Annotated in this window: 21 protein-coding genes; 7 read left to right on the top strand and 14 right to left on the bottom strand. The window is 72.0% G+C overall.

Features of this window, described 5'->3' with window-relative positions:
* The coding region (locus tag BFF77_RS09835) for a hypothetical protein (RefSeq protein ID WP_141698404.1) at positions 1-223 on the bottom strand (223 nt) is incomplete at its 3' end.
* Positions 224-409: 186 nt separating this feature from the next.
* Between BFF77_RS09835 and BFF77_RS09840 the strand changes: the two genes are divergently transcribed.
* On the top strand, positions 410-736 hold the full coding sequence (locus tag BFF77_RS09840; protein ID WP_066946484.1) for a MiAMP1 family antimicrobial peptide: 327 nt from the start codon (positions 410-412) through the stop codon (positions 734-736).
* Between the two features lie 171 nt (positions 737-907).
* On the opposite strand, the gene BFF77_RS35545 is transcribed toward BFF77_RS09840, so the two are convergent.
* Entirely contained in the window at positions 908-1084 is a 177-nt protein-coding gene (locus BFF77_RS35545) for a hypothetical protein (RefSeq protein ID WP_169922644.1), read from the bottom strand.
* Positions 1085-1337: 253 nt separating this feature from the next.
* Here BFF77_RS35545 and BFF77_RS09845 point away from each other — a divergent pair, with 253 nt between their 5' ends.
* A complete protein-coding gene (locus BFF77_RS09845) occupies positions 1338-3047 on the top strand; it encodes a serine/threonine-protein kinase (protein ID WP_066946487.1) in 1710 nt (569 codons plus the stop codon).
* Positions 3044-3856, top strand: a complete 813-nt coding sequence (locus tag BFF77_RS09850) for a hypothetical protein (RefSeq protein ID WP_245703336.1) — start codon at positions 3044-3046, stop codon at positions 3854-3856. Before BFF77_RS09845 ends, BFF77_RS09850 begins: the two co-directional genes overlap by 4 nt.
* An 82-nt stretch (positions 3857-3938) precedes the next feature.
* Here the strand turns inward: BFF77_RS09850 and BFF77_RS09855 are convergent, their stop codons facing one another.
* Positions 3939-5375: a COG1361 family protein gene (locus BFF77_RS09855; RefSeq protein WP_066946533.1), complete on the bottom strand. Its 1437-nt coding sequence runs from the start codon at positions 5373-5375 to the stop codon at positions 3939-3941.
* A 433-nt stretch (positions 5376-5808) separates the two neighbouring features.
* On the opposite strand from BFF77_RS09855, the gene BFF77_RS09860 reads away from it, so the two are divergent.
* Together BFF77_RS09860 and BFF77_RS09865 are read left to right on the top strand one after the other, a co-directional pair.
* Positions 5809-8244, top strand: coding sequence for a phosphoketolase family protein (locus BFF77_RS09860; RefSeq protein ID WP_066946490.1), 2436 nt, complete (start codon positions 5809-5811; stop codon positions 8242-8244).
* A gap of 16 nt (positions 8245-8260) precedes the next feature.
* Positions 8261-10663: a glycoside hydrolase family 65 protein gene (locus tag BFF77_RS09865; protein WP_066946493.1), complete on the top strand. Its 2403-nt coding sequence runs from the start codon at positions 8261-8263 to the stop codon at positions 10661-10663.
* Between the two features lie 54 nt (positions 10664-10717).
* Here the strand turns inward: BFF77_RS09865 and BFF77_RS09870 are convergent, their stop codons facing one another.
* From BFF77_RS09870 to BFF77_RS09885, 4 genes are all read right to left on the bottom strand, one after another.
* Positions 10718-11773: a zinc-binding alcohol dehydrogenase family protein gene (locus tag BFF77_RS09870; RefSeq protein WP_066946496.1), complete on the bottom strand. Its 1056-nt coding sequence runs from the start codon at positions 11771-11773 to the stop codon at positions 10718-10720.
* A gap of 113 nt (positions 11774-11886) precedes the next feature.
* Complete coding sequence (locus BFF77_RS09875; RefSeq protein WP_066946498.1) at positions 11887-13233, bottom strand: 6-phospho-beta-glucosidase; 1347 nt, start codon at positions 13231-13233, stop codon at positions 11887-11889.
* Positions 13234-13471: 238 nt separating this feature from the next.
* Complete coding sequence (locus BFF77_RS09880) at positions 13472-14971, bottom strand: sensor histidine kinase (protein WP_107422129.1); 1500 nt, start codon at positions 14969-14971, stop codon at positions 13472-13474.
* 53 nt (positions 14972-15024) lie between these two features.
* Positions 15025-15774: a response regulator transcription factor gene (locus tag BFF77_RS09885; protein WP_066946501.1), complete on the bottom strand. Its 750-nt coding sequence runs from the start codon at positions 15772-15774 to the stop codon at positions 15025-15027.
* Positions 15775-15966: 192 nt separating this feature from the next.
* Here BFF77_RS09885 and BFF77_RS09890 point away from each other — a divergent pair, with 192 nt between their 5' ends.
* Positions 15967-16749: an FAD:protein FMN transferase gene (locus BFF77_RS09890; protein WP_342671220.1), complete on the top strand. Its 783-nt coding sequence runs from the start codon at positions 15967-15969 to the stop codon at positions 16747-16749.
* Positions 16750-16824: 75 nt separating this feature from the next.
* Here the strand turns inward: BFF77_RS09890 and BFF77_RS09895 are convergent, their stop codons facing one another.
* From BFF77_RS09895 to BFF77_RS09915, 6 genes are all read right to left on the bottom strand, one after another.
* Entirely contained in the window at positions 16825-18099 is a 1275-nt protein-coding gene (locus BFF77_RS09895) for a hypothetical protein (RefSeq protein WP_066946504.1), read from the bottom strand.
* A 235-nt stretch (positions 18100-18334) separates the two neighbouring features.
* The gene (locus BFF77_RS09900; protein ID WP_066946506.1) at positions 18335-19069 is read right to left on the bottom strand and encodes a DUF1775 domain-containing protein; all 735 of its coding nucleotides are present in this window, start codon (positions 19067-19069) and stop codon (positions 18335-18337) included.
* 56 nt (positions 19070-19125) lie between these two features.
* Positions 19126-19755, bottom strand: coding sequence for a hypothetical protein (locus tag BFF77_RS09905; RefSeq protein WP_141698405.1), 630 nt, complete (start codon positions 19753-19755; stop codon positions 19126-19128).
* Positions 19756-20299: 544 nt separating this feature from the next.
* Entirely contained in the window at positions 20300-20953 is a 654-nt protein-coding gene (locus BFF77_RS38150; RefSeq protein WP_425424364.1) for a hypothetical protein, read from the bottom strand.
* Positions 20954-20989: 36 nt separating this feature from the next.
* Positions 20990-21238, bottom strand: coding sequence for a hypothetical protein (locus tag BFF77_RS36730; RefSeq protein ID WP_245703337.1), 249 nt, complete (start codon positions 21236-21238; stop codon positions 20990-20992).
* Between the two features lie 491 nt (positions 21239-21729).
* On the bottom strand, positions 21730-22596 hold the full coding sequence (locus BFF77_RS09915) for an AraC family transcriptional regulator (RefSeq protein WP_066946510.1): 867 nt from the start codon (positions 22594-22596) through the stop codon (positions 21730-21732).
* Between the two features lie 458 nt (positions 22597-23054).
* Here BFF77_RS09915 and BFF77_RS09920 point away from each other — a divergent pair, with 458 nt between their 5' ends.
* Positions 23055-23807: a hypothetical protein gene (locus BFF77_RS09920; protein ID WP_066946513.1), complete on the top strand. Its 753-nt coding sequence runs from the start codon at positions 23055-23057 to the stop codon at positions 23805-23807.
* A gap of 516 nt (positions 23808-24323) precedes the next feature.
* Here BFF77_RS09920 and BFF77_RS09925 read toward each other — a convergent pair.
* Complete coding sequence (locus tag BFF77_RS09925; protein WP_079124986.1) at positions 24324-25007, bottom strand: helix-turn-helix transcriptional regulator; 684 nt, start codon at positions 25005-25007, stop codon at positions 24324-24326.
* Between the last annotated feature and the right edge of the window lie 149 nt (positions 25008-25156).

Consider the following 25156-nt stretch of genomic DNA (forward strand, 5'->3'; position numbering starts at 1 on the left):
GGCGCCCGCCCCCGCGCCCGCCTTCGCCGGCGCCGAGGGCACGGAACACGGCTACGGCCTCCTCGCTCCAGGCGAGGCGCCGCGTCGTCGGCTGCGCCCGTAGCAGCACCCAACCGGGCGTCAGACACCGTGTCAGCGCGGCGCCGAGCAGCGGCCCGCCCGTCCGGACGCTGATCCGGGCCAGCAGCCGCAGCGGTGGCAGCAGGATGCGCGCGGTCCCCATGTGTTCCCCCTCACAAGGAGGACGGCCGGGCCCGCGCCCTGGTTGCACTCCACGCCGCAAGGGCGCATCCGCATGCCACCTGGGCCTACCCCGACTGCGGCGGTTCCGTTCGCACTCTCATCACACTTCGTGTTCACATGAAAGCGCAAAGTCATCTTCTGTTTTTGGTCAACCAGAGGAGTTGCCATGCGTAACCGTCACACCCTGCGTCTCGCTGTCACCTCGGCCGTGACGTCCGCCGTGCTGGCCCTGACGTCCGGAGCCGCGCTGGCGAGCGACTGGTACGGCTATCCGCAGTCGAACCAGAAGGGCCAGCCCCAGCACATCCTGGCCTGCGGTTGCAGCAATCTCGACGAGGGCAAGCGCGGCTCCTACTACTTCGACCACCGCGGACAGGACGCGACGATGTTCAACGACCGCGACTGTCCCCGGGGTCACGGGCACTACACGTTCCGGGGCGACTCGGAGCGGAACGCGTCGTTCGGCTGGAAGAGCATCCATATCCACTGCTGACATCCACTGCTGACGGATTCGGTCCGGGCAGTCCGCGCGGAACGCCCGGCCGGGATTTCCCGGCCGGGCGTTCTGTGATGCGAGGCGACGTCAGCAGCCGGGCGGACGGGCGAACGCGGTACACACGACCGCAGGTCGTATTCGTACGCCGAACTCAGGGGAACTCCGCACTCAGGGGAACAGCAAGATGCCCACCAGCACCAGCACGACAAAGGCGATGAGAAGGAGCGTGGTGGTCCGTATGCGGTGGTGTTCCGGAACGTAACTCTCCGAACGTCCGCGAGGGCGGTCCTCCGGCAGCTCGGGGTTGTCCGGCCGGTCGCGGGTGTAGAAGTCGGTGTCGGCCATGGAAACCCCTTGGACGTCGTGACTTCGTTCGAGGCCGGGGCTCCGACCCCGTATGTCAACTTTACTCCCGAACGGATGATCGGAGAAAAGCGACGGCGGGGCGCGGGTACGGAGCCGTCGCCGTGGGCGCTGCCCCATTCCGATTCCGCCCGGGAACCGGACATGGCGGATTTGTGTCTGCCATGGGGACAGGGTGTGGGCTACCGTCCGCCGTCGCGCGACAGGCGACCGGCGGCGACGCCGAGGGGGAGAAATGAACGCCTGGTCCGTGCCCGGGTACACGGAGTACCGCGAACTGGGCTCCGGCGGCAGTGGGCGGGTCGTCCTCGCCGTCCACGACACCACCGGTGTACCCGTCGCCGTCAAGTATCTGAGCGAACGGCTGCGCGCCGACTCCGCGTTCCTCCGGTCGTTCCGGGCCGAGGCGCGCCTGCTCAGCGGCCTCGACACACCCCATGTGGTGGGTCTGTACGAGTATGTCGAGGCACCGCGGGGCGCCGCCATCGTGATGGAGCTGGTCGACGGCGTCGCCCTGAGCGCACTGCTGCGGCAGGAGGGACCCACCGGTCCGGAAGCGGCGCTCGTGGTGCTCAAGGGTTCGCTGCTGGGGCTGGCCGCCGCCCACCGGGCGGGGGTGGTCCACCGCGACTACAAGCCGGAGAACGTCCTGGTCGCCACGGACGGCTCGTCCAAGCTCGTGGACTTCGGTATCGCCACGGGCCGTGGGAGCACCCCGGGCGTGGCCGGAACTCCCGCGTACATGGCCCCGGAGCAGTGGAACGGAGAGCCCGCCTCCCCCGCGGCGGACGTCTACGCGGCGACGGCGACCTTCTACGAATGCCTCACCGGCCGCAAGCCGTTCTCCGGCGACAACTTCGCCGAGCTGGCGCTCCAGCACATCGGCGCGCCCGTTCCCGAGGAGGAGGCGCCCGAACCGGTGCGTCCGCTGATCCGGCGCGGCCTGGCCAAGGAGCCCGGGGAACGGCCCCACAACGCGGACGTGTTCGTCGCGGAGCTGGAGGAGATCGCCGGGACGGCCTACGGCCCGGACTGGGAGGAACGGGGACAGCGGAAGCTCGCCGCGCTCGCCGCCCTGCTGCCGCTGCTTCTCCCGTACGCGGCCGGCCGGCCCGCGGGCACGACCGCGTCGGCCACCACGGAGCTGGGCGGTGGAGGACGACGCGGTGAGGGCGGAGGGCGCGGCGGCGGGCGAGGCCGTAGCTGGAAGCCCGGTCTGAGAGGGACCCTGGCCGCCGCCGTCGCACTGGTCGTCGCCGCCGTGGCCGCCGTCGCCGCGGGAGCGGTGGGAGCGGTGGGAGCGGTGGAAGACGGCCAGGGCCGGACCACGGCCCGGGCGGTCACCACGGCGGGCCCGGTCCAGGCCACCGGCACGGGTCCGGGCGCCGCCGTGTCCGCCGGACCGGCCGACTCCATGAGCCCGTCGCCGACCGGCGCTGCCTCTCCCGGCGGCCCGCCCTCGTCTCCCGCGTCGCCCTCGTCGCCTTCGGTCACCGACAGCGCGACCGCCGGGACGACCGGTACCTCCACACCTCCCGTGGCGCCGCCGTCGCCGCCCGCTCCACCGTCGTCGTCCGCCCCCTCGGTCACACCGACGTCCTCGGCGCCGACGACGGATCCCGTACACGTGAAGTCCGTCTCCGTCACCGGCCTGCGGCAGACGGGTACGACGAGCGCCACCGCCACCGTCGACATCGCGACGGACAGCACCGGGCCGGTCACGGTCGTCGTCACCTGGTTCGCCGCCGAGGCATCCGGCGAACTCGGCGCCCAGGACGGCTCACAGACCTTCCGGCGTGAAGGCGCCACGCGGTACACGATCCCGCTCGACCACACCTTCCAGCGGCAGGGCTGCTACTGGGGCGTACGGGCGACCACCGATCCGGCGGCGGCGAGCGGCGCCTCCTCCCAGCAGATCCTGATCCGGCGGTGTGTGATCTCATGAGCGATCCCCGAATCCCCTACCACCCCGATGACGCGAACCCCGAGCGCCTGGAGGACGAGACCGAGACCGTGCACGGGAGTGGCGACGAGACCCGCCCCGCCGGCGGTCCCGGTCCCGATACCTACAGCGCGACCGTCCTGGGCAGCCACTGGTCCGAAGGGCCCGACCCTGCACCGGATCCGACGCGCGCTCCGGAGCCGGCGACCACCGCCTCGTCCCCCGCACCAGGTCCCCCGGCTCCGTTGCCGGAGGCGGCGCCGGACCGTGTCGAGGGCCAGGTCCTCCGCTTCGGTCCCGGAGTGACCGCCGCCGTCCGCGACCGGCACCACGAGAACACCACCACCGCCGCCGCCCTCTGGCACGGCGCCCCGCCCGGACGGCCGCCCGGGCCGGAGCCGGCGGTCCCCGGACGCCGCTCCGGGGGACCACGCCGGTACGCGCTCGCCGCCGCGGTCCTGCTCGCCGTCGTGGTGTTCCTCGCCTGGCAACGGTACGGGCCCGCCCTCGCCGTACAGGACGTGTCCGTGGGAACCGCCTTACGCGGGCCAGGATGTGACGGTACGTCGGACATCGTCGGCGTGGTGCGGACCAACGGGCGCCCCGGCACGATCACCTACCGCTGGGTGCGCGGCGACGGCACGTCCTCGGGTCCGCTGCGCGAGAAGGTGACGCGCGGTCAGAAGACCGCCCGGCTGCGCCTGCTGTGGACGTTCCGCGGCCGGGGCGAGTACCGGGCGACCGCGGAGCTGCGGATCACCTCGCCGTCCCGGCACACGGCCGTCACGCGCTTCGTCTACCGGTGCGTCTGAGCCGCCGCCGTACCCCCGTACCACGGCGGCGGCTCGTCCGGCCGGTGGACCCGGTCGGTCAGCAGGCCGAACCGTCGGCCGGTCAGCCGTTCACCACGACAGCGGCCCTGTTGTTGGCCAGGTTCGGGTCGAAGTCCCTGATCCTGAGGTCCGGCCGGTCGTTGAGGGTGACCGCCTTGCCACGAGCGCCCGGCACGACACGGTCGACACGGAGCGAGAACGGGAAGGTGTGACTCGCCCGCTCGTGCAGGACGTTGGGCGTCGTGCAGCGGTAGCGGGGCGCGCCGAGCTGCTCCTCCCGCCATTCACCCGAGGCGTCGAGCGCGTAGCACTCCTCCGGCTTGGCGGTGACGGCCGTCCCGCGCGGAACGGTGAAGTCCACGGTCGCCACCGGCTCACCCGCGCCGAGCGAGGCCACCCATGCCGGACCGCGGTTCTTCACCGTGACCGAAGCGGTGACGGTCTCGCCCGCCGCTCCCGCGACCTTGCCGCCGATCAGTTTCAGATCCGCGGTGTTGACGGCCTTGATGAGCACGGAGCGGTTGTTGTCGGAGGTGTCGACGTCGTCGTCCGCGGCCACGCGAGACGCGGCACCCGCCGCGCGCAGATCGAGTTCGGCGCCGTGGCCCCGGACGAACGGGCGTCCCGCGCGCGCCTGTTCCAGCGCCTCGTCCGAGTACGGCTCGACCCCGTAGTCGAAGCGGTCGTAGAGGACGCTCCTCTTGGCCCGCAGCGCGCCCGCGTCGAGGGACGAGGTCCGGCCGGGAGCGACCGGCTCGTCCAGTACGCACAGGGCCCAGGTGCCGACGGGAGTGGCCGGCGCGCCCTCGTGGGTGTACTCGCAGTTCTCGTGGCGCGAGGCGAAGTCCACGCCGTGCGAGGCGAACAGCGTCAGCAGGGTGCGGTCGGCGGTGCGGTTGCCGTTGTTGGTGAGGGTGATGGGCACGTCGACAGGGGTTCCCGGTCGCACCCCGGTCCGGTTCGGTGCCTGTACGAGGCCCAGATCGGGTCCGTTGAGCACGGTCACGGTCGTCTCGGCCGGATACGCCGTCAGATCCCCCGCGACGGCCGTGGACCTGATCGTCGCGACCGTTCCCTCGACGGCCGCGGACGTGGCCGTTATCCCGATCTCGGCCCCGTGGACGTAGCTGTCCGTCGACAGCTCGGGAAAGGAGCAGTCACCGGTGACGGTACGGTCCTGGCCCGTTCCGCCGATCCGCTCGGTGCAGTTGGCGGGCCAGGTGATCTCGGCGAGGTCCGCCAGCTCGGTGACATCGACGGTGAGCGTGCCCGCGGGCACCACCATGTTCGTGTTGTCGTGCGAGAGCTCGATGGTCAGGGTTCTGGTGGGCGCGTTGCCGTCTGCGTCCGTGCCGAGCAGGGTCATCTCGTACGGGACGGCGATCCACAGCGCGTCCGACTCGTCGGCATGCGCGGGCCCCGCACCCGCGGCGACAAGGGCGAAGACGGCGAGGAACGGTGTGATGAGGCGACGGGTCAGGGTCAGGCGTCCGGTCATGACGTCTCCCATGGGTCGAGTTGTTCGAGCTTCTTGAGCTGTTCGTGCTGATCGAGCTGTTCGAATTGGCCAGAAAGTCGGAATGTCGGAACGTCAGGAGATACGGCTTTCGTCATCAGGACCCACGGGACTGTCGGAAAGTTGTACGGGCGCGCCGGGCCGTGCTGTCTCCCGGCGCGCCCCGTACGGTCGTCCGCCCGCGCCGGGCCCGGCCCGAGCGCCACCCTCCGCCACCCGTTCGGGCCCACGGCGCGGCCCGGACGGCCCTGGGGTCCCTCGCCCGGGTACGCCGGGCCGACCGGCGCCGGACCTCCGTACGCCCGGCAGCCGCCGGGGCCCGGCCGGACACCGGCCGTTTGACATCAGGACCCAACGGGCACCGATCGCCCCCGACAAGGCTGACCACGACACCCACGAGCCGCGGAGGAGAGCCATGCGCGAGGCGAGCACGCCGGCGCGGACCACGGTCACGGCCGCCGTCACCGACGAGGAACTGGACGCTCTGGTGGCCCATTGGCGGGCCGCCAACTATCTGGCGGTCGGCCAGATCTATCTGATGGGCAATCCGCTGCTCACCGAGCCGCTGCGTCCTGAGCACATCAAACCGCGGCTGCTGGGCCACTGGGGTACGTCCCCCGGGCTGAATCTCGTGCACACCCATCTCAACCGTGTCATCAGGGCCAGGGGCCAGGACACGGTCTGCGTCTGGGGGCCCGGGCACGGCGGTCCCGCGGTCCTGGCCAACGCCTGGCTGGAGGGCAGCTACTCCGAGGTCTATCCGGACATCGGCCGGGACCGGGACGGCATGGCCCGGCTCTTCCGCCAGTTCTCCTTCCCCGGCGGCGTGCCCAGCCATGTCGCGCCCCAGACGCCCGGCTCGATCCACGAGGGCGGTGAACTCGGCTACTCGCTCTCCCATGCCTACGGCGCCGCGCTGGACCGTCCGGATCTGCTGGTCGCGTGCGTGATCGGCGACGGGGAGGCGGAGACCGGGCCGCTGGCGGCGTCCTGGCACTCAAACAAGTTCCTCGATCCGGTGCGCGACGGCGCGGTGCTGCCGATCCTCCATCTCAACGGCTACAAGATCGCCAATCCGGCCGTGCTCGCCCGTGTCCCCGAGCCCGAGCTGGACGAGCTGCTGCGCGGCTACGGCCATGAGCCGCTGCATGTCGGCGGCGACGACCCGCACACCGTCCACCGCGCCATGGCCCGGGCGATGGACAGCGCGCTGGACCGTATCGCGCTGATCCAGCGCACCGCCCGGCTGGAGGGCGCCACCGCGCGGCCCCGCTGGCCGGTGATCGTCCTCCGTACGCCCAAGGGCTGGACCGGTCCCGCCACCGTGGACGGACTGCCGGTCGAAGGGACCTGGCGCGCGCATCAGGTGCCGCTGGCCGCCGTACGCGAGAATCCGGAGCATCTGCGCCAGTTGGAGGCGTGGCTGCGCTCGTACCGGCCCGAGGAGCTCTTCGACGGCCAGGGCCGGCCACGGGCGCGGGTACTCGCGTGCGTTCCCGAGGGCACGCGGCGGCTCGGCGCCACCCCGTACGCCAACGGCGGTCTCCTGCTGCGCGAGCTGCCCGTGCCGGCCCTGGAGCCGTACGCCGTACGGGTCGACCGGCCCGGTGCCGGCCTGCATGAACCGACCCGGGTACTGGGCGATCTGCTGGAAGCGGTCATGGAGGCCACGAGCGAGCGCCGTGACTTCCGGGTCGTCGGCCCGGACGAGACGGCGTCCAACCGGCTCCAGGCCCTCTACAAGGCCTCGGGCAAGGCCTGGCAGGCTCAGACGCTGAGCGTCGACGAACATCTCGACCGGCACGGCCGGGTCATGGAGATCCTCTCCGAGCACACCTGCCAGGGCTGGCTGGAGGGCTATCTGCTGACCGGACGGCACGGTCTGTTCTCGTGCTACGAGGCCTTCGTCCATATCGTGGACTCGATGGTCAACCAGCACATCAAGTGGCTGAAGGTCTCCCGTACCCTGCCGTGGCGGCGCCCGGTCGCCTCCCTCAACTATCTGCTGACCTCGCACGTCTGGCGCCAGGACCACAACGGCTTCTCCCACCAGGATCCCGGCTTCATCGACCATGTGCTGAACAAGGCGCCCGAGGTCGTACGGGTCTATCTGCCGCCGGACACCAACACCCTGCTCTGTGTCGCCGACCATGTGCTGCGCAGCCGGGACTACGTCAATGTCGTCGTGGCGGGAAAACAGCCGTGCTACGACTGGCTCACGCTGGACGAGGCGCGGGCCCACTGCGCCCGTGGCGCGGGGGTGTGGGAGTGGGCCGGTACCGAGCGCGAGGGCGAGGAACCGGATGTGGTGCTGGCCTGCGCGGGCGATGTCCCGACCCAGGAGGTCCTGGCCGCCGCCCTGCTGATCCGCCGCCATCTTCCCCGGCTCGCGGTCCGTGTCGTCAATGTGGTCGATCTGGCCCGGCTGCTGCCGGAGACACGGCATCCGCACGGACTGTCCGGCAGCCAGTACGACGCGCTGTTCACCCGCGACAAGCCGGTGATCTTCGCCTACCACGGCTATCCCTGGCTGATCCACCGCCTCGCCTACCGCCATGCCGGCCATGAGCATCTGCATGTACGCGGTTACGAGGAGTCGGGCACCACCACAACGCCCTTCGACATGGTGGTCCGCAACAATCTGGACCGCTACCGGCTGGTCATGGATGTCATCGACCGCGTACCGGGACTCGCCGTACGGGCCACTCATGTGCGGCAGGCGATGGAGGAGGCCAGGCTCAGGCACCACTCCTGGATCCGTGAGCACGGCGTCGACCTGCCCGAGGTGACCGACTGGACCTGGCAGCCGGTGCCCGTGGACAGCGAGATCCACCCCACGACCCGCCTGTGAGCGGCGGGCACTGACCATGCACGGCTGGAGCTGGACGTACGAGGGCTACGAGCCGGAGTCGGAGCGGCTGCGCGAGGCCCTGTGCACGCTGGGCAACGGGTACTTCGCGACCCGGGGCGCGGTGTCCGAGACCTCGTCGGGACCGGCGCACTATCGCGGCACCTATGCGGCGGGCTGCTACAACCGGCTGGTCTCGACCGTGGCGGGACACCAGATCGAGAACGAGGACCTGGTCAATCTGCCCGACTGGCTGCCTCTGCGCTACCGCGTCCACCCCGAGGGAGCCGGGCCCGGACCATGGCTCTCCCCCGACCGGGCCGAACTGACCGGCCACCGGCGGACCCTGGACCTGCGGCAGGGCACGCTCGTCATCCGGTCGGTGTACGAGGTCGGCGCCGGGCGCCGGCTGGCGGTCGAGCAGTGCCGGCTGGTGCACATGGGCGAGCCGCATCTGGCGGCGCAGCGCACCTCGTTCACCGCCGACGGATGGGCCGGGAGCGTCGAGGTGGAGTCGGCGCTCGACGGCGATGTACGCAACACCGGGGTCGAGCGGTACGGCGAGCTGGCGAACCGGCATCTCACCCACTGGCACACCGGCACCGGGCACGCGGACACCGACTGGCTGCGCTGCCGCACGGTCACCTCGGACATCCGCGTCGCGCTCGCCGCGCGCACCCGCGCCGCCGCCTCCGGCGAGACCGTCACCTCCACCGCGCGGCTGACGGAGCGTCAGGCCCTCCGGACGCTGCTGATCCCCGTGGCGCCCGGAAGGACCGTCACCGTCGACAAGACGGTCGCGCTGTACACCTCACGCGACGCGGCGATCAGCGATCCCCGGTCCGCCGCCGTCGAGGAGGCACGGCGGGCGCCCGGCTTCGCCCGGCTGCTGGCCTCGCACCGCCGGGCCTGGGAGGACATCTGGCGCCGCGCGGCCCTGGACGTGCCCGGAGAGGCGGGCCGGATCCTGCGGCTGCACCTCTTCCATGTCCTTCAGACGCTCTCCCCGCACACGGCCGAACTGGATGTCGGGGTGCCCGCCAGGGGGCTGCACGGCGAGGCGTACCGGGGGCATGTCTTCTGGGACGAGCTGTTCGTGCTGCCGTTTCTGAATCTGCACTTCCCCGAGGTCTCCCGGGGGCTGCTGGACTACCGGCACCGGCGGCTGCCCGCGGCCTGCCGCGCGGCGCGGGAGGCGGGCCGGCTGGGGGCGATGTATCCGTGGCAGAGCGGGAGCGACGGGCGCGAGGAGACCCAGGAGGTGCATCTCAACCCGCTCTCGGGCCGCTGGCTCGCGGACCGTTCACGACTGCAGCACCACGTCGGTTCGGCCGTCGCGTACAACGTGTGGCAGTACTGCCAGGCCAGCGGCGATCTGACGTTCCTGCACACCAAGGGCGCGGAGACCCTGCTCCAGATCGCCCGGTTCTGGGCGAGCGCCGCGGCCTGGGACCCGTCCCTCGCCCGGTACCGCATCCGCGGTGTCATGGGTCCCGACGAGTACCACGACGGCTATCCGGGAGCGACGGCTCCGGGTCTCGACGACAACGCCTACACGAATGTCACCGCGGCCTGGGTGCTGGCGCGGGCGGGCGAGCTCTGCGCCACCCTGCCCGCCTCGCGCCGCCGCAGGCTCTTCGAGCGGCTCCAGCTCGACGCGGACGAGCCGGAGCGCTGGGACGACATCTCGCGGACGCTCCATGTGCCCTTCCACCGCGGTGTCATCAGCCAGTTCGCGGGTTACGGGGATCTCGCCGAGCTGGACTGGGCGGGGTATCGCGCGCGGTACGGCGACATCCGGCGGCTGGACCGGATCCTGGAGGCCGAGGGCGACTCGGTCAACCGCTACCAGGCGTCCAAGCAGGCCGATGTGCTGATGCTGGGCTATCTCTTCTCGCCCGGTGAACTCGCCGGCCTCCTCCGCCGGCTCGGGCACCGGCTGGACGACGACTCCTGGCGTACCACCGTCGACTACTACGAGCGCCGTACGAGCCACGGCTCCACGCTGAGCGCGCTGGTCCACGCGTGGGTGCTGGCGCGGATCCACCGGGACGAGGCGTGGACGTACGCCAGGGAGGCGCTGACAGGTGATGTGGCGGACGTCCAGGGAGGCACCACGGCGGAGGGCATCCATCTCGGTGCGATGGCGGGCACCCTGGACTTCGTCCAGCGTGGTCTGACCGGTCTGGAGACCCGGGAGGACGCGGTGTGGCTGGATCCGGCTCCGCTGCCGCAGCTCTCGAAGTTCCGGGTGGGAATCCGCTACCGGAACGACTGGGACGTGGATCTGCGGATCCGTGCGGAGCGCGTACGGGTCGGTGTCCCGGCGTCGGACGCGGATCCGGTGCGGGTGGTGCTCGGTGGCCGGGCGTACACGATCGCGCCCGGTACGGCCCGCTGGCTGGACCTGCCCGGCGCGTGAGCCGTGCCCAGGTGTCCTGGCGGGCGCCGGGTGTGCGCCGTGCCGGGGCGGGTGTCAGTCCGCGTCCGGTACGAGCACGGCGGCGCCCTGTACCCGGTCGCCCGCCAGATCGGCGAGCGCCCGGTCGGCCCTGCTCATCGGGTACGGGGTGGTGGTGACCTGGATGCCGATGCGCTCGGCGAGCGCCAGGAACTCCCGGCCGTCGTGGCGCGTGTTGGAGGTGACACTGCGCAGGTTCCGCTCCTGGAAGAGATGGCGGTCGTAGTTCAGTACGGGAATGTCGGTGAGGTGGATCCCGGCGACGGCCAGCGTGCCGGAGCGGTCCAGGGCCTCCATCGCCACCGGTACGAGATCACCGACGGGGGCGAACAGGATCGCCGAGTCCAGCGGCTCGGGCGGACTGTCGTAGGCGTCCCCCGCCGAGTCGGCGCCGAGCTCCAGGGCGAGTTCGCGGGCCCGCTCCGACCTGGTCAGCACATGGACGGTGGCGCCCTCGGCGAGAGCGACCTGGGCGGCGAGATGGGCCGAGCCGCCGAATCCGTAGAGTCCCAGCCGCCCGCCCTCGGGCAGCGCGCTGCGGCGCAGCGCCCGGTAGCCGATGATCCCGGCGCACAGGAGCGGCGCGAGCAGGACCGGGTCCTGGGACGCGGGCAGCGGATAGGCGAAGGCCTCGGGCACCACGGTCAGATCGGCGAAGCCGCCGTCCGCGTCCCATCCGGTGTAGCCGGACCAGGGGCAGAGGTTCTCCCGGCCGGCCAGACAGTAACGGCAGGTTCCGCAGGTGCCGCGCAGCCAGGCACCGCCGGCCCGGTCGCCGGTGCGGAACCGGGTCACCGAACCGCCGGTGGCGATCACCCGGCCGACGATCTCATGGCCCGGGACGGTCGACGGCCGGTGAGGGCTCAGATCTCCCTCGGCGAGATGCAGATCCGTACGGCAGACACCGCAGGCCTCCACGCGCAGCAGCAGATCCCCGGGGCCGGGGACCGGTGTGCGGCGGCGGATTCGGACCAGCGGCCCGGTGGCGACCGGGCCGGGCGTCTCGACGGCCCAGGCGCTCAGCGCGTCGGGGACGGCCGCGGGAGAGGCGGCGGAAGCGGGAGAGGCCATGTATCCAGCGTGCGGCGGGCGCCGACGAGGGGCAAACGGTCGGCGGACCGCCCCTCGCCCGTCGCCGGGGCCCGCCGCGGCGCCGCCCGAACGCGGGGACCACGGGACACCCCTTACGGGCGGTTCAGATACGCGAGACCGGGATGCGCCTTTGTGTAACCGTCAACGAGATGATGGGCCACGGTCACCGAGTCCACCAGCGGGTGCAGGGCGAACGCCCTGACGGCGGCGGCGCGGGAGCCGCTCCCGGCCGCGGCGAGCACCTCGCGTTCCACGGCCTTGACGGCGCACACCAGGCCGGTGGCATGGTCGGGCAGGGGCGCGACGGAGAGCGGATGGGCGCCGTTCGCGTCCACGAGACAGGGCACCTCGACGACCGCGTCCTCGTCCAGCACCCGCAGGGTGGTGCGGTTGCGGACATTGAGGATGAGCGTGGTGCGCTCGTCGCGGGCGATGGCGCGCATCAGGGCGAGGGCGACCTTCTCGTAGCCGCCGGACTCCAGATCGTCGGCGTCCCGCTCGCCGACGCCCGCCGCCTCGCGGTTCTCCGCCATGTACGTGGCCTCGCGTTCGGCGCGGGTACGGTCCCAGGTCGCGAGCGCCGGCGCGTCCGGACGGGCCATCTCGTCGTAGAAACGGGCCTGCTGGTCCCGGAGGAACGCGCCGCGTGTCTGCTCGGCCTCCTGGTAGGCGCGTACCGCTTCCCGGTTGAAGTAGTAGTAGTGCAGATACTCGTTGGGGATCGCGCCCAGGGAGCGCAGCCACTCGGGGCCGAAGAGCCTGCCCTCCTCGAAGGAGCCCAGCGCCTCGGTGTCCGCGAGCAGCCGGGGGAGTTCGTCACGGCCGGCCACCCGCAGTCCGCGCAGCCAGCCGAGATGGTTGAGACCGACATAGTCGGCCGACGCCTCGTCCGGGTCGGCGCCCAGGAGGCGGGCGACGCGCCGGGCCAGCCCCACGGGCGAGTCGCAGATGCCGATGACACGGTCGCCGAGCCGGCGGGACATGGCCTCGGTGACCAGTCCGGCGGGATTGGTGAAGTTGATGACCCAGGCGTCGGGTGCGAGCCGGGCCACGCGCCGCGCGATGTCGACGGCGACGGGCACGGTGCGCAGTCCGTACGCGACACCGCCCGCGCCGACGGTCTCCTGGCCCAGGACACCGAGGTCCAGGGCGACGCGCTCGTCGGCCGCGCGCCCTTCGAGCCCGCCGACACGGATCGCCGAGAAGACGAAGTCGGCGCCGCGCAGCGCCTCGTCGAGATCGGTGGTGGCTGTCACCGCCGGCGCGTCGGGGACGCCCTCGGCCTGCTCGGCCAGCACCCGGGCGACGGCCGTGAGCCGGGCGGGATCGAGATCGTGGAGGGTGACCCGGGTGACCCGGCCTTCGGCGTGGTCGGTCAGGAGCGCTCCGTACACGAGCGGCACCCGGAACCCGCCTCCGCCGAGAATGGTCAGCTTCACGCGGGAACCGCCTTCGCGTCGGCCTCCTCCGGCACGGCCCGGATCACCGCGTCCGGGGAGGCATGGGAACTACGGGACCGACGGCGTGAGGGCCGCCCGCCGGGAGGCCGCCGGAGTGCGGATCGCGCAGGATCAGCCGATCGCACGGGATCAGCGGGGGTCGTCGCTCGGCCGGCACGCCGTGAACACTACCCGTCGCCCGGCGCACTTCTCCACCGACCGGGAGGCGCGGTCTGCGTCATCCGGTCCCGGCGAGGGGCAGCCGTACGGTGAAGACGGTATGGCCCGGACGGCTGGTCACGTCCACCGTGCCGTCGTGGGCGGCGGTCACCGCGGCGACGATCGCCAGGCCGAGACCCGTGCCGCCCGTGGTTCCCTCGCCCGTGGTCCTGGACCGGGCGCGGTCGGCGCGGGTGAACCGCTGGAAGATCTCGGGCTGGAGCTCCTCGGGGATACCGGGCCCGGTGTCACTCACGGTGAGTTCGGCGTGGTCCTCGTGGGCGGCGATACGCAAGGTCACCGTCGTGTCCGGCGGGGTGTGCGTACGGGCGTTGCCCAGGAGATTGGCGACGACCTGGTAGAGACGGTGTTCGTCGCCGGTGACCGTCACCGGTTCACTGGGCAGCTCCAGCAGCCAGTGGTGTTCCGGCGCGGCGGCGCGCGCGTCGCTCATGGCGTCGAGGGCGAGCCGGGTGAGGTCGACGGTGGCGCGGGCCAGCGGGCGGCCCGCGTCCAGGCGTGCCAGCAGCAGCAGGTCCTCCACCAGGCCGCTCATCCGTTCGCTCTCGTACTGGATGCGCTCCAGCGCGTGCCGTACGTCGTCGGGTACGGACTCGGGGTGGCGCAGGGCGAGTTCCGCGTGTGCGCGCACGGTGGCCACCGGAGTGCGCAGCTCATGGCTGGCGTCGGCGGCGAAGTGGCGCAGCCGCTCCTCGCTGGCGTGACGGCGCGAGAGCGCGTCGCCGACATGGCCGAGCATCCGGTTGAGCGCGGCGCCGACCTGGCCGACCTCGGTCCGGCTGTCGGTGTCGGGCACCGGGCCGGGCATGGCGACCTCGCCGCTGGCCAGTGGCATACGGGTCACCTCGGTGGCGGTCGCGGCGACGCGGCTGAGCGGGCGCAGGGAGAGCCGCACCCAGAACGCGCCCGCCACTCCGGTGACCACGATCGCGGCTCCGAACACCGCCGTCTCCACCGCTTCCAGCCGGTGCACCGTGTCCGTCACGCGTCTGAGCGGCAGTCCGGTCAGAAGCGTGTCGCCCCCGTGGCCGCGCTCGGCGACCACCCGGTAGGCGCCGAGGGAGGAGAGGGCGATGTTGTGTCCCCTGCCGTCCGGCGGTACGGCGGCCAGCGTCCTGCGGTCCGCGCGGGTGAGCGGTACGGGCACATGCGTATAGCTGTGCACGATCGACGCCTCGGTGGCGACGCCGAACAGCAGCCGGGCGCCGAAGGTGCCCTCCGCCTGGCCCCGGGTGTCGGGATTCGCGTCGTCGTTGTTGTCGTCGTTGTCGTTGTCGTTTCCGTTCTCCTTGTGCTGGAGGCTCGCGGCGAACCGTCCGTCGGCGACGGCGAGCTGATGGTCGAGCCTGGCCATCAGGAAGCGTTCGAGCGCCAGCACCGTGATCACGCCCACCGCGAGGCAGGCGAGGGCGAGCAGCAGCAGGAGTCCGGTGGTCAGCCGTGCCCGGAGGGTGCGGGGCAGGGGCAGCCGACCCGGCAGGCTCCGCAGCGCCGCCACGGCCTGCCGGGCCCGTCCCGCGCGGCCGGCGGCGCTCGCCCGCCGCACGCCGCTCACGCGTCCGGCTTCAGTACGTAACCGACACCGCGCACCGTGTGGATCAGCGGTGTCCGGCCCGCGTCGATCTTCTTGCGCAGATAGCTGATGTACAGCTCGACGACATGTGCCTGGCCACCGAAGTCGTAGGACCAGACCCGGTCCAGGATCTGTTCCTTGGACAGGACCCGGCGGGCGTTGCGCATCAGGAAGCGCAGCAGTTCGAACTCGGTGCGGGACAGGTCCACCGCCACCCCGGCCCTGGTGACCTCGTGCGACTCCTCGTCCATCACCAGTTCGCCCACCACCAGCCGGTCGCCGCCCGGCTCGCGGGCCATACCGGCCCTGCGCAGCAGTCCGCGCAGCCGGGCGAGCACCTCCTCCAGGCTGAACGGCTTGGTGACATAGTCGTCACCGCCCGCCGTGATGCCCGCGATCCGGTCCTCGACGGTGTCACGGGCGGTGAGGAAGAGCACACAGACGTCGGGCAGTGTGGCCCGCAGCTCGCGCAGGACCTGAAGGCCGTCCATGTCGGGCAGCATCCAGTCGAGTACGACGGCGTCGGGGCGGAACGTACGGGCGGCGCGGACCGCCGACCGGCCGTCGCCCGCGCTCTGCACCTCCCATCGCTCGTAGCGCAGTGCTCCGGACAGGACCTCGGTCAGGTCCGGCTCGTCGTCGACGACGAGGACGCGCACCGGGGCGCCGTCGGGCCTGCTCAGGACGGGAGAGGCGGAGTGATCGGCGTGTTCGGCGTGTTTCTCCATGGTGGGTCCAGCTTCTCGCGCCGCGATCGCCGAGGCGGGCAGGCCGGCGTCCGCGTCCGCGCGTCGCGCCCGTCCGCCCGCCGGGGCCCGCCGGTGTCCCCCGCCGGTGTTCAGAGGGTTCTCAGAGGGCGTCCTGTCAGGGTGGTGCTTCCGTGTCCTGCGGACAGCCCGCCTCCGAAAGAGGGACCCCTGGTGATCACTCAACAGGACCCGCAGAGCAGACACAGCCCCCATCCCGGTCTGCGCCACTTCGAGCATGTGATGGGGAGGGTGTTCTCGTTCGACATCCACGATCCCGTCACGCAGGAGGTCGGGCAGGCCGTCACACGGAGTGTCGCCTGGCTGCACGAGATGGACGCGCTGTTCTCCACGTTCCGCGCGGACAGCGCCGTCAACCGGCTCACGCGCGGTGAGACGACCGTGGACCGGTGCCCGGGCGAGGTGGCGGAGGTCCTTGCGCTCTGCGACGAGGCGGCACGGGACACCGAGGGGTTCTTCACCGCCGTTCCGCAGGGCCGGCTCGATCCGTCCGGCCTGGTGATGGGATGGTCGGTGGAGCGGGTCTCGCAGAAGCTGTACGCGGCCGGAGCGCGGAACACCTACATCGACGCCGGAGGCGATCTCCAGCTCCGGGGCGAGACCTCGCCGGGCCTGGCCTGGCGGGTCGGTATCGCCCATCCGGTCCTGCGGGACCAGCTCATAGCGGTCGTCCACGGCCATGAGCTGGCCGTCGCGACCTCGGGATCGGCGGAACGCAGTGGCCTCATCATCGATCCGCGTACGGGTCTGCCGGCCTCCCAGTCGCTGTCCGTCACCGTGACCGGGCCTCATCTCACCCGGGCCGACGCCTTCGCCACCGCCGCCTTCGCCATGGGCGATCTGGCGCGTTCCTGGATCGAGACCCAGGACGGGTACGAGGCGCTGGGCGTCACCGCCGACGGGGAGACCTGGCGGAGCAGCGGCTTCCCGTCCTGAGGCGCCCCGGGGAACGGCCCGCACCGTCCTGCGCCCCGGGAGCCTCCCGGAGCGCAGGACGTGCCGTGCGCGCGTTCAGCACTGGGGGACGCCCGGCAGCCACTGCTCGGGGACATCGATGTAGATGTTGGTGATGTAGCCGCCGTAGTCCGGCAGATAGGACCACGCGTCATTGGTGATGCCGTCGACGGTGACGCGCTGGCCGTGGACCTGGCACGAGACATTCACCCGTGTGGGCCCGGCCAGTCGCGCCACCTCTGCGGACGCGGTGGTGGCCTGCTGCCGGATGCGCACGGCGGTGCCCCAGGTGGGGAAGGACTTGCCCGTCTGGGTGCCGGTCCACAGATAGGTGACGGTCACCCAGCCGTTGTCCCTCAGCCCGACATTGGCGAAGGTGCCGTCGGCGAGATCGATCCCGGCCGGGTTGAGCACCCGCCGGCCGGAGCCGTCGAGGCCGCCGTTGTAGCCGCTCTCGTACGCGGCCTGCGCCTGCGGCCTGCCCTGCGGCAGATCCTTGAAGCTCTCGCGGACCGAGGAGGGGTTCCAGTGGTCGTCCCGGATGTTCCACGGGCCGACGTCCCAGACCGGGGCGGTCTCGCAGCGGGCCGGGCCGCACACCTGGACGGAGTACTGGCCGCTGCCGTTGGGCGACAGGCCGCGCCGGGAGGGCAGGGCGACGAAGTGGTCGTTGGGCTGTATGACATGGCCGTTGGCGGTCGTCCCGCCGACCAGTCCCTCACGGGTGGCGAAGACCCGGGCGCTGAAGGCGGCGGCGGCCCGGGGCGTACGCGGCTCGGGGCCCCGGTCAGCGGTCAGCCGCAGCCCCTGGACCCGTGCCTGTCCGGCCTTGTCCCACAGCGTGATGCGGGCCTGGACGGCGACGACGGTACGGGGCAGGGACACCGCGCTCGCCTCCGGACCCGCCTCCGTCCCGCGCCACTCGGTCCAGGAGCCGTCCTCGGCGCGCCCCCGGACCTCGACGGCGACCCGCGCCCCGGAGGGGACCTCGGCGGAGAGCTCGGCCCGGACGCGGTTGACGGGACGGTCGAGCGTTCTGGGCGGGAGGACCTGGGAGCCGTATCCCGCTTCGCCCCCTTCGGCGGTGGTGCGGAAGTCCCGCTGACGGACGGCGAGGGCGCCCCGGGTGTGGCGCACGTTCACGTCGTCGGTGTCGACGCGGGAGAGATCCGCCCGCCAGGAGATCTCCCCGGACACCTCCTCGGACGCCGCGCGCGCGGATGCCCGGGTGCCGGCCGCCCCCGCGGGCTGCGCGGTCACCGTCAGCCCCAGGCAGACGAGCGTGGACAGGACTCCGGTCAGTGAACGGTGGAGCTGCCGTCTCTGGCGCATCGCGTGTCTCTCTCGTTCCGGGCCGGGCACGTGCCCTCCCATGACACACGCGTGGGGGGCCGATCCGGCGCAGGGTCCGGTGAACGGGTCACGCCGGTGTGGCGCGGCCCGCCACACCGTAGCGATCCTGTCATGTACACAACAAGAGAAATCCGGAGGTCTTCACGTGCGGACGGGCCCGTTCGCCACGGGCCCGTCCGTACGGCATCGCCGTCAAGGGGCGTTCATGTCCGGCTCAGACGGAGCCGGCCCCCGAGCGGCGCCTGAACCACCAGGCTCCGCCGGCCAGCGCGACCACGACCACCACGCCGAGTCCGACGAACAGCAGAGGACGTGTGCCGTCGTCCGTCGCGGCTGCCGGCCCGGCCGCGGCGTCGGAGGGGTCGTCGGAGGGGGACGGTGAGGTGTCGGCGGAGGATCCCGTGGTGGGCTCGGTGGCCGGGCCGGTACCGACCGGCTCGGCTCCGGGCGCCGCGGGCCTGAGCGCGAGTGTCGGCGCGGGACTGCCGTGCCCGCCGTCCGCGGGCTCCTCCAGTTCGATCCAGCGGTCGACGCGGCCGTCGTCGTAGCTCTGGAGGGTCTTGAACGCCAGGGACTCGGCGTCCGGAAGCTGCCGTACGGTGACGGTGTACGCGGCGTCCCCGCCGACGGCGATCGCCGGTCCGGAGACGGTGTAGCCCCGCGCGGTCGCGGCGAGCCGCCAGCCCTTGGGACCCTTTCCGTAGGTGATGTCGGCGGGCGCGACGCCGTCGGGCAGGATCACCTCCAGGGCGGTGATCCCCGCCGTGTCGGACTCGGTCTCCGCGGTGAAGGCGAGGGTGACGTTCTCGGCGAGGGCGGCGGCGCCCGGCGCCTCGACCTCCACATGGGCGGACGCCGGAGCGGCGAGGGCGACCGAGGCCGCGAGCACGGCCGCGGTGAGAACGGAGAGACGGCGCACGGCGCACGCCGGAGCGGTGGTACGGAACACGGATGACTCCCATGGTGATGTGGGGCGGTACGGGCACGCCGGAGCGCGCCCCGGGCTCAGAGGGCGGGGGCGTGCTCCGGAGGCGGCCCTCGGCGTACCACCGCGTGCGCCAGTATCGGAGAGCCGTGCGAAGGCGGCGGCGCACGCGTCCCTACGGCGCGCGGGACGCGGGGCGCGGACGGGAACGGCCGGGTGGGAGCGCGCCGCAGGAGCCGTACCAGCAGCGCGCCGAGCACACCGCCGGCGCTCCGGCAGACGGCGAGACAGGCCGCGTCGGCGCGCTGGAGGAACCAGGCCACCAGCAGCGCCGCGAGGACATGGGCGGCCGTCATGGAGAGCCCGTGGCGCCCGGCGTGCCACGCCTCGTACGTTCCGTGCGCGGCGCCGTGGCCCGCGGCGCCGTGCGGCGCGGGCGCGCCCGGGGCCGAGACCCGTACGAGCCAGAGGTGCAGGGCCAGTTGGGCCGTGCCGGTCGCCGCGATCACCGAGGGCAGCGGCAGTGGCCACGACCGTGACGGCGGGCGCGACGGCGATGTGCGCACGGCCGGCAGCGTGAGGGCGAAGAGCGCCGCGGCGGCGGGCGGCACAGCCCGCCAGGGCACCGGATGGCCGGAGACCACATGATGTCCCGTGACCGCGAGCACCACACCGGTCACGGTGAACACCGCCGCACGGACGACGGCCACCGGCACGCGGGACCCGGACGCTCGACCGGTCCGGCGCGCGGTGCGGGTGCGGTGGATCCGCGAACACGACATGGCCGGCCCATCATGGGGCATCGCCGGGCCCTCGGACCGGGAGTCGCGGAATCCGGCCATCCGCCGGCCGGGTCCGCGGGCCGCCTCCCGGCTCCCGGATGCGGCCCATTGGCCGCCTCCTGCTCGCGGACATCCCGCACGGCACGCATGGTCGATCTGTGTCCCCGCGAGGAGCACCAGATCCGAACCGGTGAACGGAGCCCGCCATCCCCTCCGCACAGCACACCTCGCCGTCCTTCGGTCCCGGTCCTGAGGCCGCGCTCGGGACACCGGAGCCGCGCGAGCGGTCGTCGCGTCACACGATCGCCCTCGTCCTCGGTCCGTTCGCCGTGGCGCTGCTCCTCGGGCTGTGGGGAATCGACCGCGGGAACACGCTGTGGGGCGACGAGGCGGTCACCTACGAGATGGCGCACCGGAGCGTCGGACAGATCTGGCACACGCTGGGCCACGCCGACGCCGTGCACGGTCTCCACTACCTGCTCATGCACGGGGTGTTCGCGCTGTGGGACGGCGCCGAGGCGGCCCTGCGACTGCCGTCCGTCCTGGCGGTGGCCATGGCGGCGGTGGGGGTCACCCTCATCGGGCGGACGCTCGCCGGGCCACGCGCCGGAGTACTGGCCGGGCTGGCCTTTCCGCTGATCCCGACGGTGCAGCGGTACGCGCAGGAAGGACGTTCGTACGCGCTGGTGTGTGCGCTGATCACCTGGAGCACCTGGCTGCTGCTGACCGCGATCGGCAGGCGGGGCGGGCTCCGCTGGAGCGCGTACGCCGCCGTCCTGCTGATCGCCTGTCTGCTCCACGAGCTGGCGGTCGTGACCCTGCTCGCCCATGGCGCGACGGTGTTCCGCTCCGGGCTGCCGCGCGCGGTGATCCGGGAGTGGGGCATCGCGGCCGGATGTGTGGGCGTCGGGCTGCTGCCGCTCGCGGCCTTCAGCACCACGCAGGCCGGACAGGTCGACTGGATCGGCTTTCCCGACCTCTGGCAGACGGCACGCTTCGTGGCGGCGGCGCTGCTGGGCCTGCTGTGCGCCAGGGTGGCGGACCGTGCCGGACCCGGTGCGGGGCGGCCGGTCGAGCTGCGGACGCTCGCGCTCCCCCTGCTGATCCTCCCGACCGTACTGCTCATCCTGCTGACCCCGGTACGGCCGCTGTACGTCGACCGCTATGTCCTCTCGTACACCATCGGCCTCGCCCTGCTGGTGGGCGCGGCGCTCGACCGGATCCGGCGCCGGGCGACCCGGCCGCGCGCGCTGCGCGGCGCCGTGACCGTGGCGGCGGCGGGCGCGGCGCTGGCGGCGCTGTTCCCGGTGGGCGCGTATCTGCGGACCCCGCAGAGCCGCCAGAACGACGCCGACGCCGTCGCACGAGCGGTACGGGAGGTCGCGCGGCCGGGCGACGGGGTGCTCTTCATGCCCGCACGCCGGCGCGTATGGACCCTCGCGCGCCCCGAGGCGTTCCGGGGGCTGTCGGATCTCGCGCTGGAACGCTCCCCGGTCGCCTCGAACACCCTGCACGGTACGGAGTTCGCACCCGGCCGGATCCGGGCCCGCGTCCTGACCGCCCGAAGGATCGTCGCCGTCCATGACCTGGCCGGCCAGCCGCTGGAGACGGACGCCCGGGAAGTCGCCAAGCGCGAGACCCTGCGGGCCCACTTCCAGGAGTGCCTGAGCCGTACGGTGACCCAGGCCCAAATCACGGTGTACGCCCGTCCCGGCGCCTGCCGGCACTCGGCAGGAACCGGGAACCGCCCCGCCCGGTACGGGGCTCGGAGGCGGGGTGACCTCGGGAGCGAACCGGGCGCGGGGCGGGAAGCGCCGCTGACGCCGTCCCACCCCGCACCTCCTTCCCCGCGCTTTCGTCGGCCGTCGCGCGCCCTCCGTCCCGCGCCGCCGGCCCGCGCGCTCAGCGCGAGATCGGCTCCACGGGAATCCACAGCTCCGCGTCGGCCGTCCTCGCGTCCTGCGACAGCCGGGTGCGCAGGATCTCGGGTCCGGGCACACTCCGGTACGGATTGGACGGGAACCACTGCGTGTAGATGTCCCGCCACAGATACTGGAGCGCCTTCGGGAACTCGCCCGAACTCTCGAACACCGCCCAGGTGCCGGCGGGAACGCTACGGCTCTCCATGTCCTCGGGAACCGGGGCCCCCGTCACCACCCCGTGGTAGTAGTCGAGTTCGGTGCCCTCCGCCCTGCTTTCGTCGATCTTGTCGCTCACGCCGAGGATCCCGAGCGGTTCCTGGTCCGACAGTTCCTCCAGCCGCCGGAGCGTGTCCTGGCCGATGCCCCGGATGAACGCGACGAGTGCCGGGTTCATGCCTTCGTGGACCAGAGGGATCCGTGCCTTTCTGCCGACCACTCGGAAGGCCGGCTTCTCCACGATCCGATACCGCATGCTGCTGTTCCCTTCAACGATGAGACGGAAGGACATCCGGGGCTGGGAACGCAGCGCGGCACCGGTCCGTCTGGCCTCGCCCGGGCCGACGCCGTGCAGAGCACGGAAGGCCCGGGCGAACGACTCGGCGGAGCCGTATCCGTACCGCACCGCGATGTCGAGCAGCGTGCTGCCCCTGCCGAGCACCTCGGCGCCGGCGACGGTGAGCCGTCTGCGGCGGATGTACTCGGACAGCGGGATGCCCGCCAGCGCGGAGAACATCCGCCGGAAGTGGTACTCCGACGTGACGGCGATCCGCGCGAGTTCGGTCATCTCGATCCGCTGGTCGAGGTTCCGCTCGATGTACTCCATGGCCTCGTTGAGTCCCTCGATCATCCCCGGACCTCCTGCCCCTTCCACTTCCACTTGCACTCGTCACGCTAGGTACGGCCCACCCTGCCCGACCCGGCATTCCATGCCCGTATCGGTCTGCCGGACATCGCGTGCCTCCGTGGAGGAGCCCGGCCCGTGGACGGTCCCGGAGCGGCTGCCGTACGCGCGGCGGAGCGCCATGCGCGTGTCCTTGCCGACGGGCCGCGCAAGCGCCGGCGCGTGTCCGGAAGCACCGCGCGCCGGTCGTCAGGGACCGTCCGACGTGCACAACACGGGTATGCGGCAGCGCGGTTCGCCGTCCGGACCACTGTTCCGTCAGGCGTGGATGTCCGCACACGGCGGTAGCACGATGACAACGACGGCGCGCCGTCCGTTGGCCGCCACAACGCAACACACTCTAGTCTGCTCTACAGCGGTCACCGACGGGGTCAAGTGGTGACCCGGAACGAAAGGGCGACACCATGACATCCGTGACCGGCACACCGGGCAGCATCGAGGCGACCACAGCGCTCCTCCTGAGCGAACTCCCGCGACTGGAAGCACAACAGCAGACACTTGAGAACGAGTTGGCGGCCGTCACCGAGCGGTTGGGCTCGGTACGTGCCGCCCTGACCGCGCTCCAGGCGCTGTCGGCCGCTCCCCATGTGCCGGAACCGGCGGTGTCCCCGGAGGCCGGTGCCGAGTCGGGGACGGAGCACGGCGCGCCGGCCGAGGAGTCCGTCGGGCAGCCCGCCGAGGAGTCCGACACGACGGCGAAGAAGGAGGAGACGGCTGACGACGCGGCCTCCGCAGCCGACGCGGAGGACGACGCCGAGGCCGCGACCGAGGACGACGCGACGTCAACGCCGGTACAGCACAAGGTTCCTCGGGCCCGCGCGAGCCGGAAGGCGGCGGAGGCTCCCAAGGAGCGCAAGCGGCGCAGCGCGAAGAAGACCGTCCCCGCCGCGGCCGACGACGCCGTCGCCGACGACACCGTCGAAGACGCCGCCGATGACGCCGCCGCGGATCAGCCTGCCGGTCTGACCGAGCAGATCCTCGCGGTCCTGGCCGACTCCGCCGACACCCCGGTCCGCGCCCGTGATGTGGCACAGGTGCTGGGTCGCGACGAGTCGCCCGGCAGCATCAACGCCGTACGCAGCACGCTCGACCGCCTGGTCGGTTCCTCGCGGGCCCACCGTGCCGGCCGTGGCCTCTACCAGGCCGTCCAGGGCTGAGCGGCCGCGCACGGGCCGGCGGTGCGGTGGTTACCGTCGGTCCGGATTCGGCTGTCACTCCCGGGAATAGCGGGCAATGTGCGGGAAAGGCCGGGCGTACTCCCTTCACGGGAATGACGTCTACGCGCATCGCACGGCGGCCGGCCGCTTCCGGGGCCCGGAGGCGGATCGTCAAGCCGAATCAGAAATCGTCTACCGATTCGGGCAGCAAAACCACATCTCCGGGTGAGCAAAACCACACGGCGGTCAATTTGTTCGAATTCTTGACCAGGAAAACCGGTCTTCAGAACACAATTACGCCGGGCTCCGCGCTCGATCAAACAGACAACAGAACGGCGGAAGCGGACCGCGGTACCGCGTACCGCCCGGCAGAAAACACGGAAGCCCGCACAGATCCGCGGAACCCTTCGAAGGGTTCCGCGGATCTGTGCGGGCTGCGCGGATTGTACTGGCCGTACGGCCGTGCGGGCCGGGAACCGGCGACGCCGGCGGGCCGCTCCCGGCGGCCCGGCGGCCTCACTTGATGAAGTCCTCGACCACCTTGGGCGGCCAGGTACCGACGTTCAGAACACCCATCGAGTAGGCGCGGGAGACCAGGGCGGCCCGGTTGGGCACCCGCAGCTTCCGCAGCAGACCCGTGACGTGGTATTCCACGCCCTGCCGGCTCAGATAGAGCCGCGAGGCCAGCGGAATCGTCGACAGACCCGCCGCTATGCCTTCGAGGATCCGCGCGTCGATCTCGGTCAGGATCTTCTTCTGACTGGTCACCACACCCGCGTCGGCCGTGTTCTCCGACGAGCGCATGAGCACCAGGATCGCGGCCACGTCAGGGGTCTCCCCGCTGACGGCCGCGGCCGTCAGCGTGCCTGCGAACGCGGAGTCCTCCGGCCCCAGTGCCACCACATGCGAGGCGAACCGCTGGCGTTTGCCTTCGACCAGCCGGGAGAACTGACGCATCAGCGGCTGCTGGACGCTGGGGTGCACCAGCTCTCGGAAGCTGCGTCCGCAGACATCGGCCGAGGAGTCGCCGAAGCGGCGGAAGAACTCCTGGTTGGCCTGCTGGACGGTCAGGGCCGGGTCGAGCGAGGCCATGCAGAGCCCCGCCTGGTCGAACTGCTGGGCACCTCCGCGCCCGTGCTGGTCGGGTACGAGTTCGGTGGGGTTGAGCTGCGCCGAGTCTACGAGTGCGGCAATCGCCACAAGACCGCCATCCTTTCGGGTCCCCCGGTTCTCTGGGAATTGACAACGACGCTATGCGTCAATTAGCAGTGGTATCCGGCCTTACCTGTACCCATTGACCGGTTATCCATTTACCGAAATTGAGACTAGGTAACCGCGCGCTCGCGCGT

The organism is Streptomyces lushanensis (genome assembly GCF_001700515.1).
GTDB lineage: Bacteria > Actinomycetota > Actinomycetes > Streptomycetales > Streptomycetaceae > Streptomyces > Streptomyces lushanensis.

Coding starts and splice junctions, on each gene's coding strand:
- BFF77_RS09840 (WP_066946484.1), top strand. CDS start 410: ATGCGTAACCGTCACACCCTGCGTCTCGCTGTCACCTCGGCCGTGACG.
- BFF77_RS35545 (WP_169922644.1), bottom strand. CDS start 1,084: ATGGCCGACACCGACTTCTACACCCGCGACCGGCCGGACAACCCCGAG.
- BFF77_RS09845 (WP_066946487.1), top strand. CDS start 1,338: ATGAACGCCTGGTCCGTGCCCGGGTACACGGAGTACCGCGAACTGGGC.
- BFF77_RS09850 (WP_245703336.1), top strand. CDS start 3,044: ATGAGCGATCCCCGAATCCCCTACCACCCCGATGACGCGAACCCCGAG.
- BFF77_RS09855 (WP_066946533.1), bottom strand. CDS start 5,375: ATGACCGGACGCCTGACCCTGACCCGTCGCCTCATCACACCGTTCCTC.
- BFF77_RS09860 (WP_066946490.1), top strand. CDS start 5,809: ATGCGCGAGGCGAGCACGCCGGCGCGGACCACGGTCACGGCCGCCGTC.
- BFF77_RS09865 (WP_066946493.1), top strand. CDS start 8,261: ATGCACGGCTGGAGCTGGACGTACGAGGGCTACGAGCCGGAGTCGGAG.
- BFF77_RS09870 (WP_066946496.1), bottom strand. CDS start 11,773: ATGGCCTCTCCCGCTTCCGCCGCCTCTCCCGCGGCCGTCCCCGACGCG.
- BFF77_RS09885 (WP_066946501.1), bottom strand. CDS start 15,774: ATGGAGAAACACGCCGAACACGCCGATCACTCCGCCTCTCCCGTCCTG.
- BFF77_RS09895 (WP_066946504.1), bottom strand. CDS start 18,099: ATGCGCCAGAGACGGCAGCTCCACCGTTCACTGACCGGAGTCCTGTCC.
- BFF77_RS38150 (WP_425424364.1), bottom strand. CDS start 20,953: ATGAGCAGTACGGTCGGGAGGATCAGCAGGGGGAGCGCGAGCGTCCGC.
- BFF77_RS36730 (WP_245703337.1), bottom strand. CDS start 21,238: ATGAAGAGCACCCCGTCGCCCGGCCGCGCGACCTCCCGTACCGCTCGT.
- BFF77_RS09915 (WP_066946510.1), bottom strand. CDS start 22,596: ATGATCGAGGGACTCAACGAGGCCATGGAGTACATCGAGCGGAACCTC.
- BFF77_RS09920 (WP_066946513.1), top strand. CDS start 23,055: ATGACATCCGTGACCGGCACACCGGGCAGCATCGAGGCGACCACAGCG.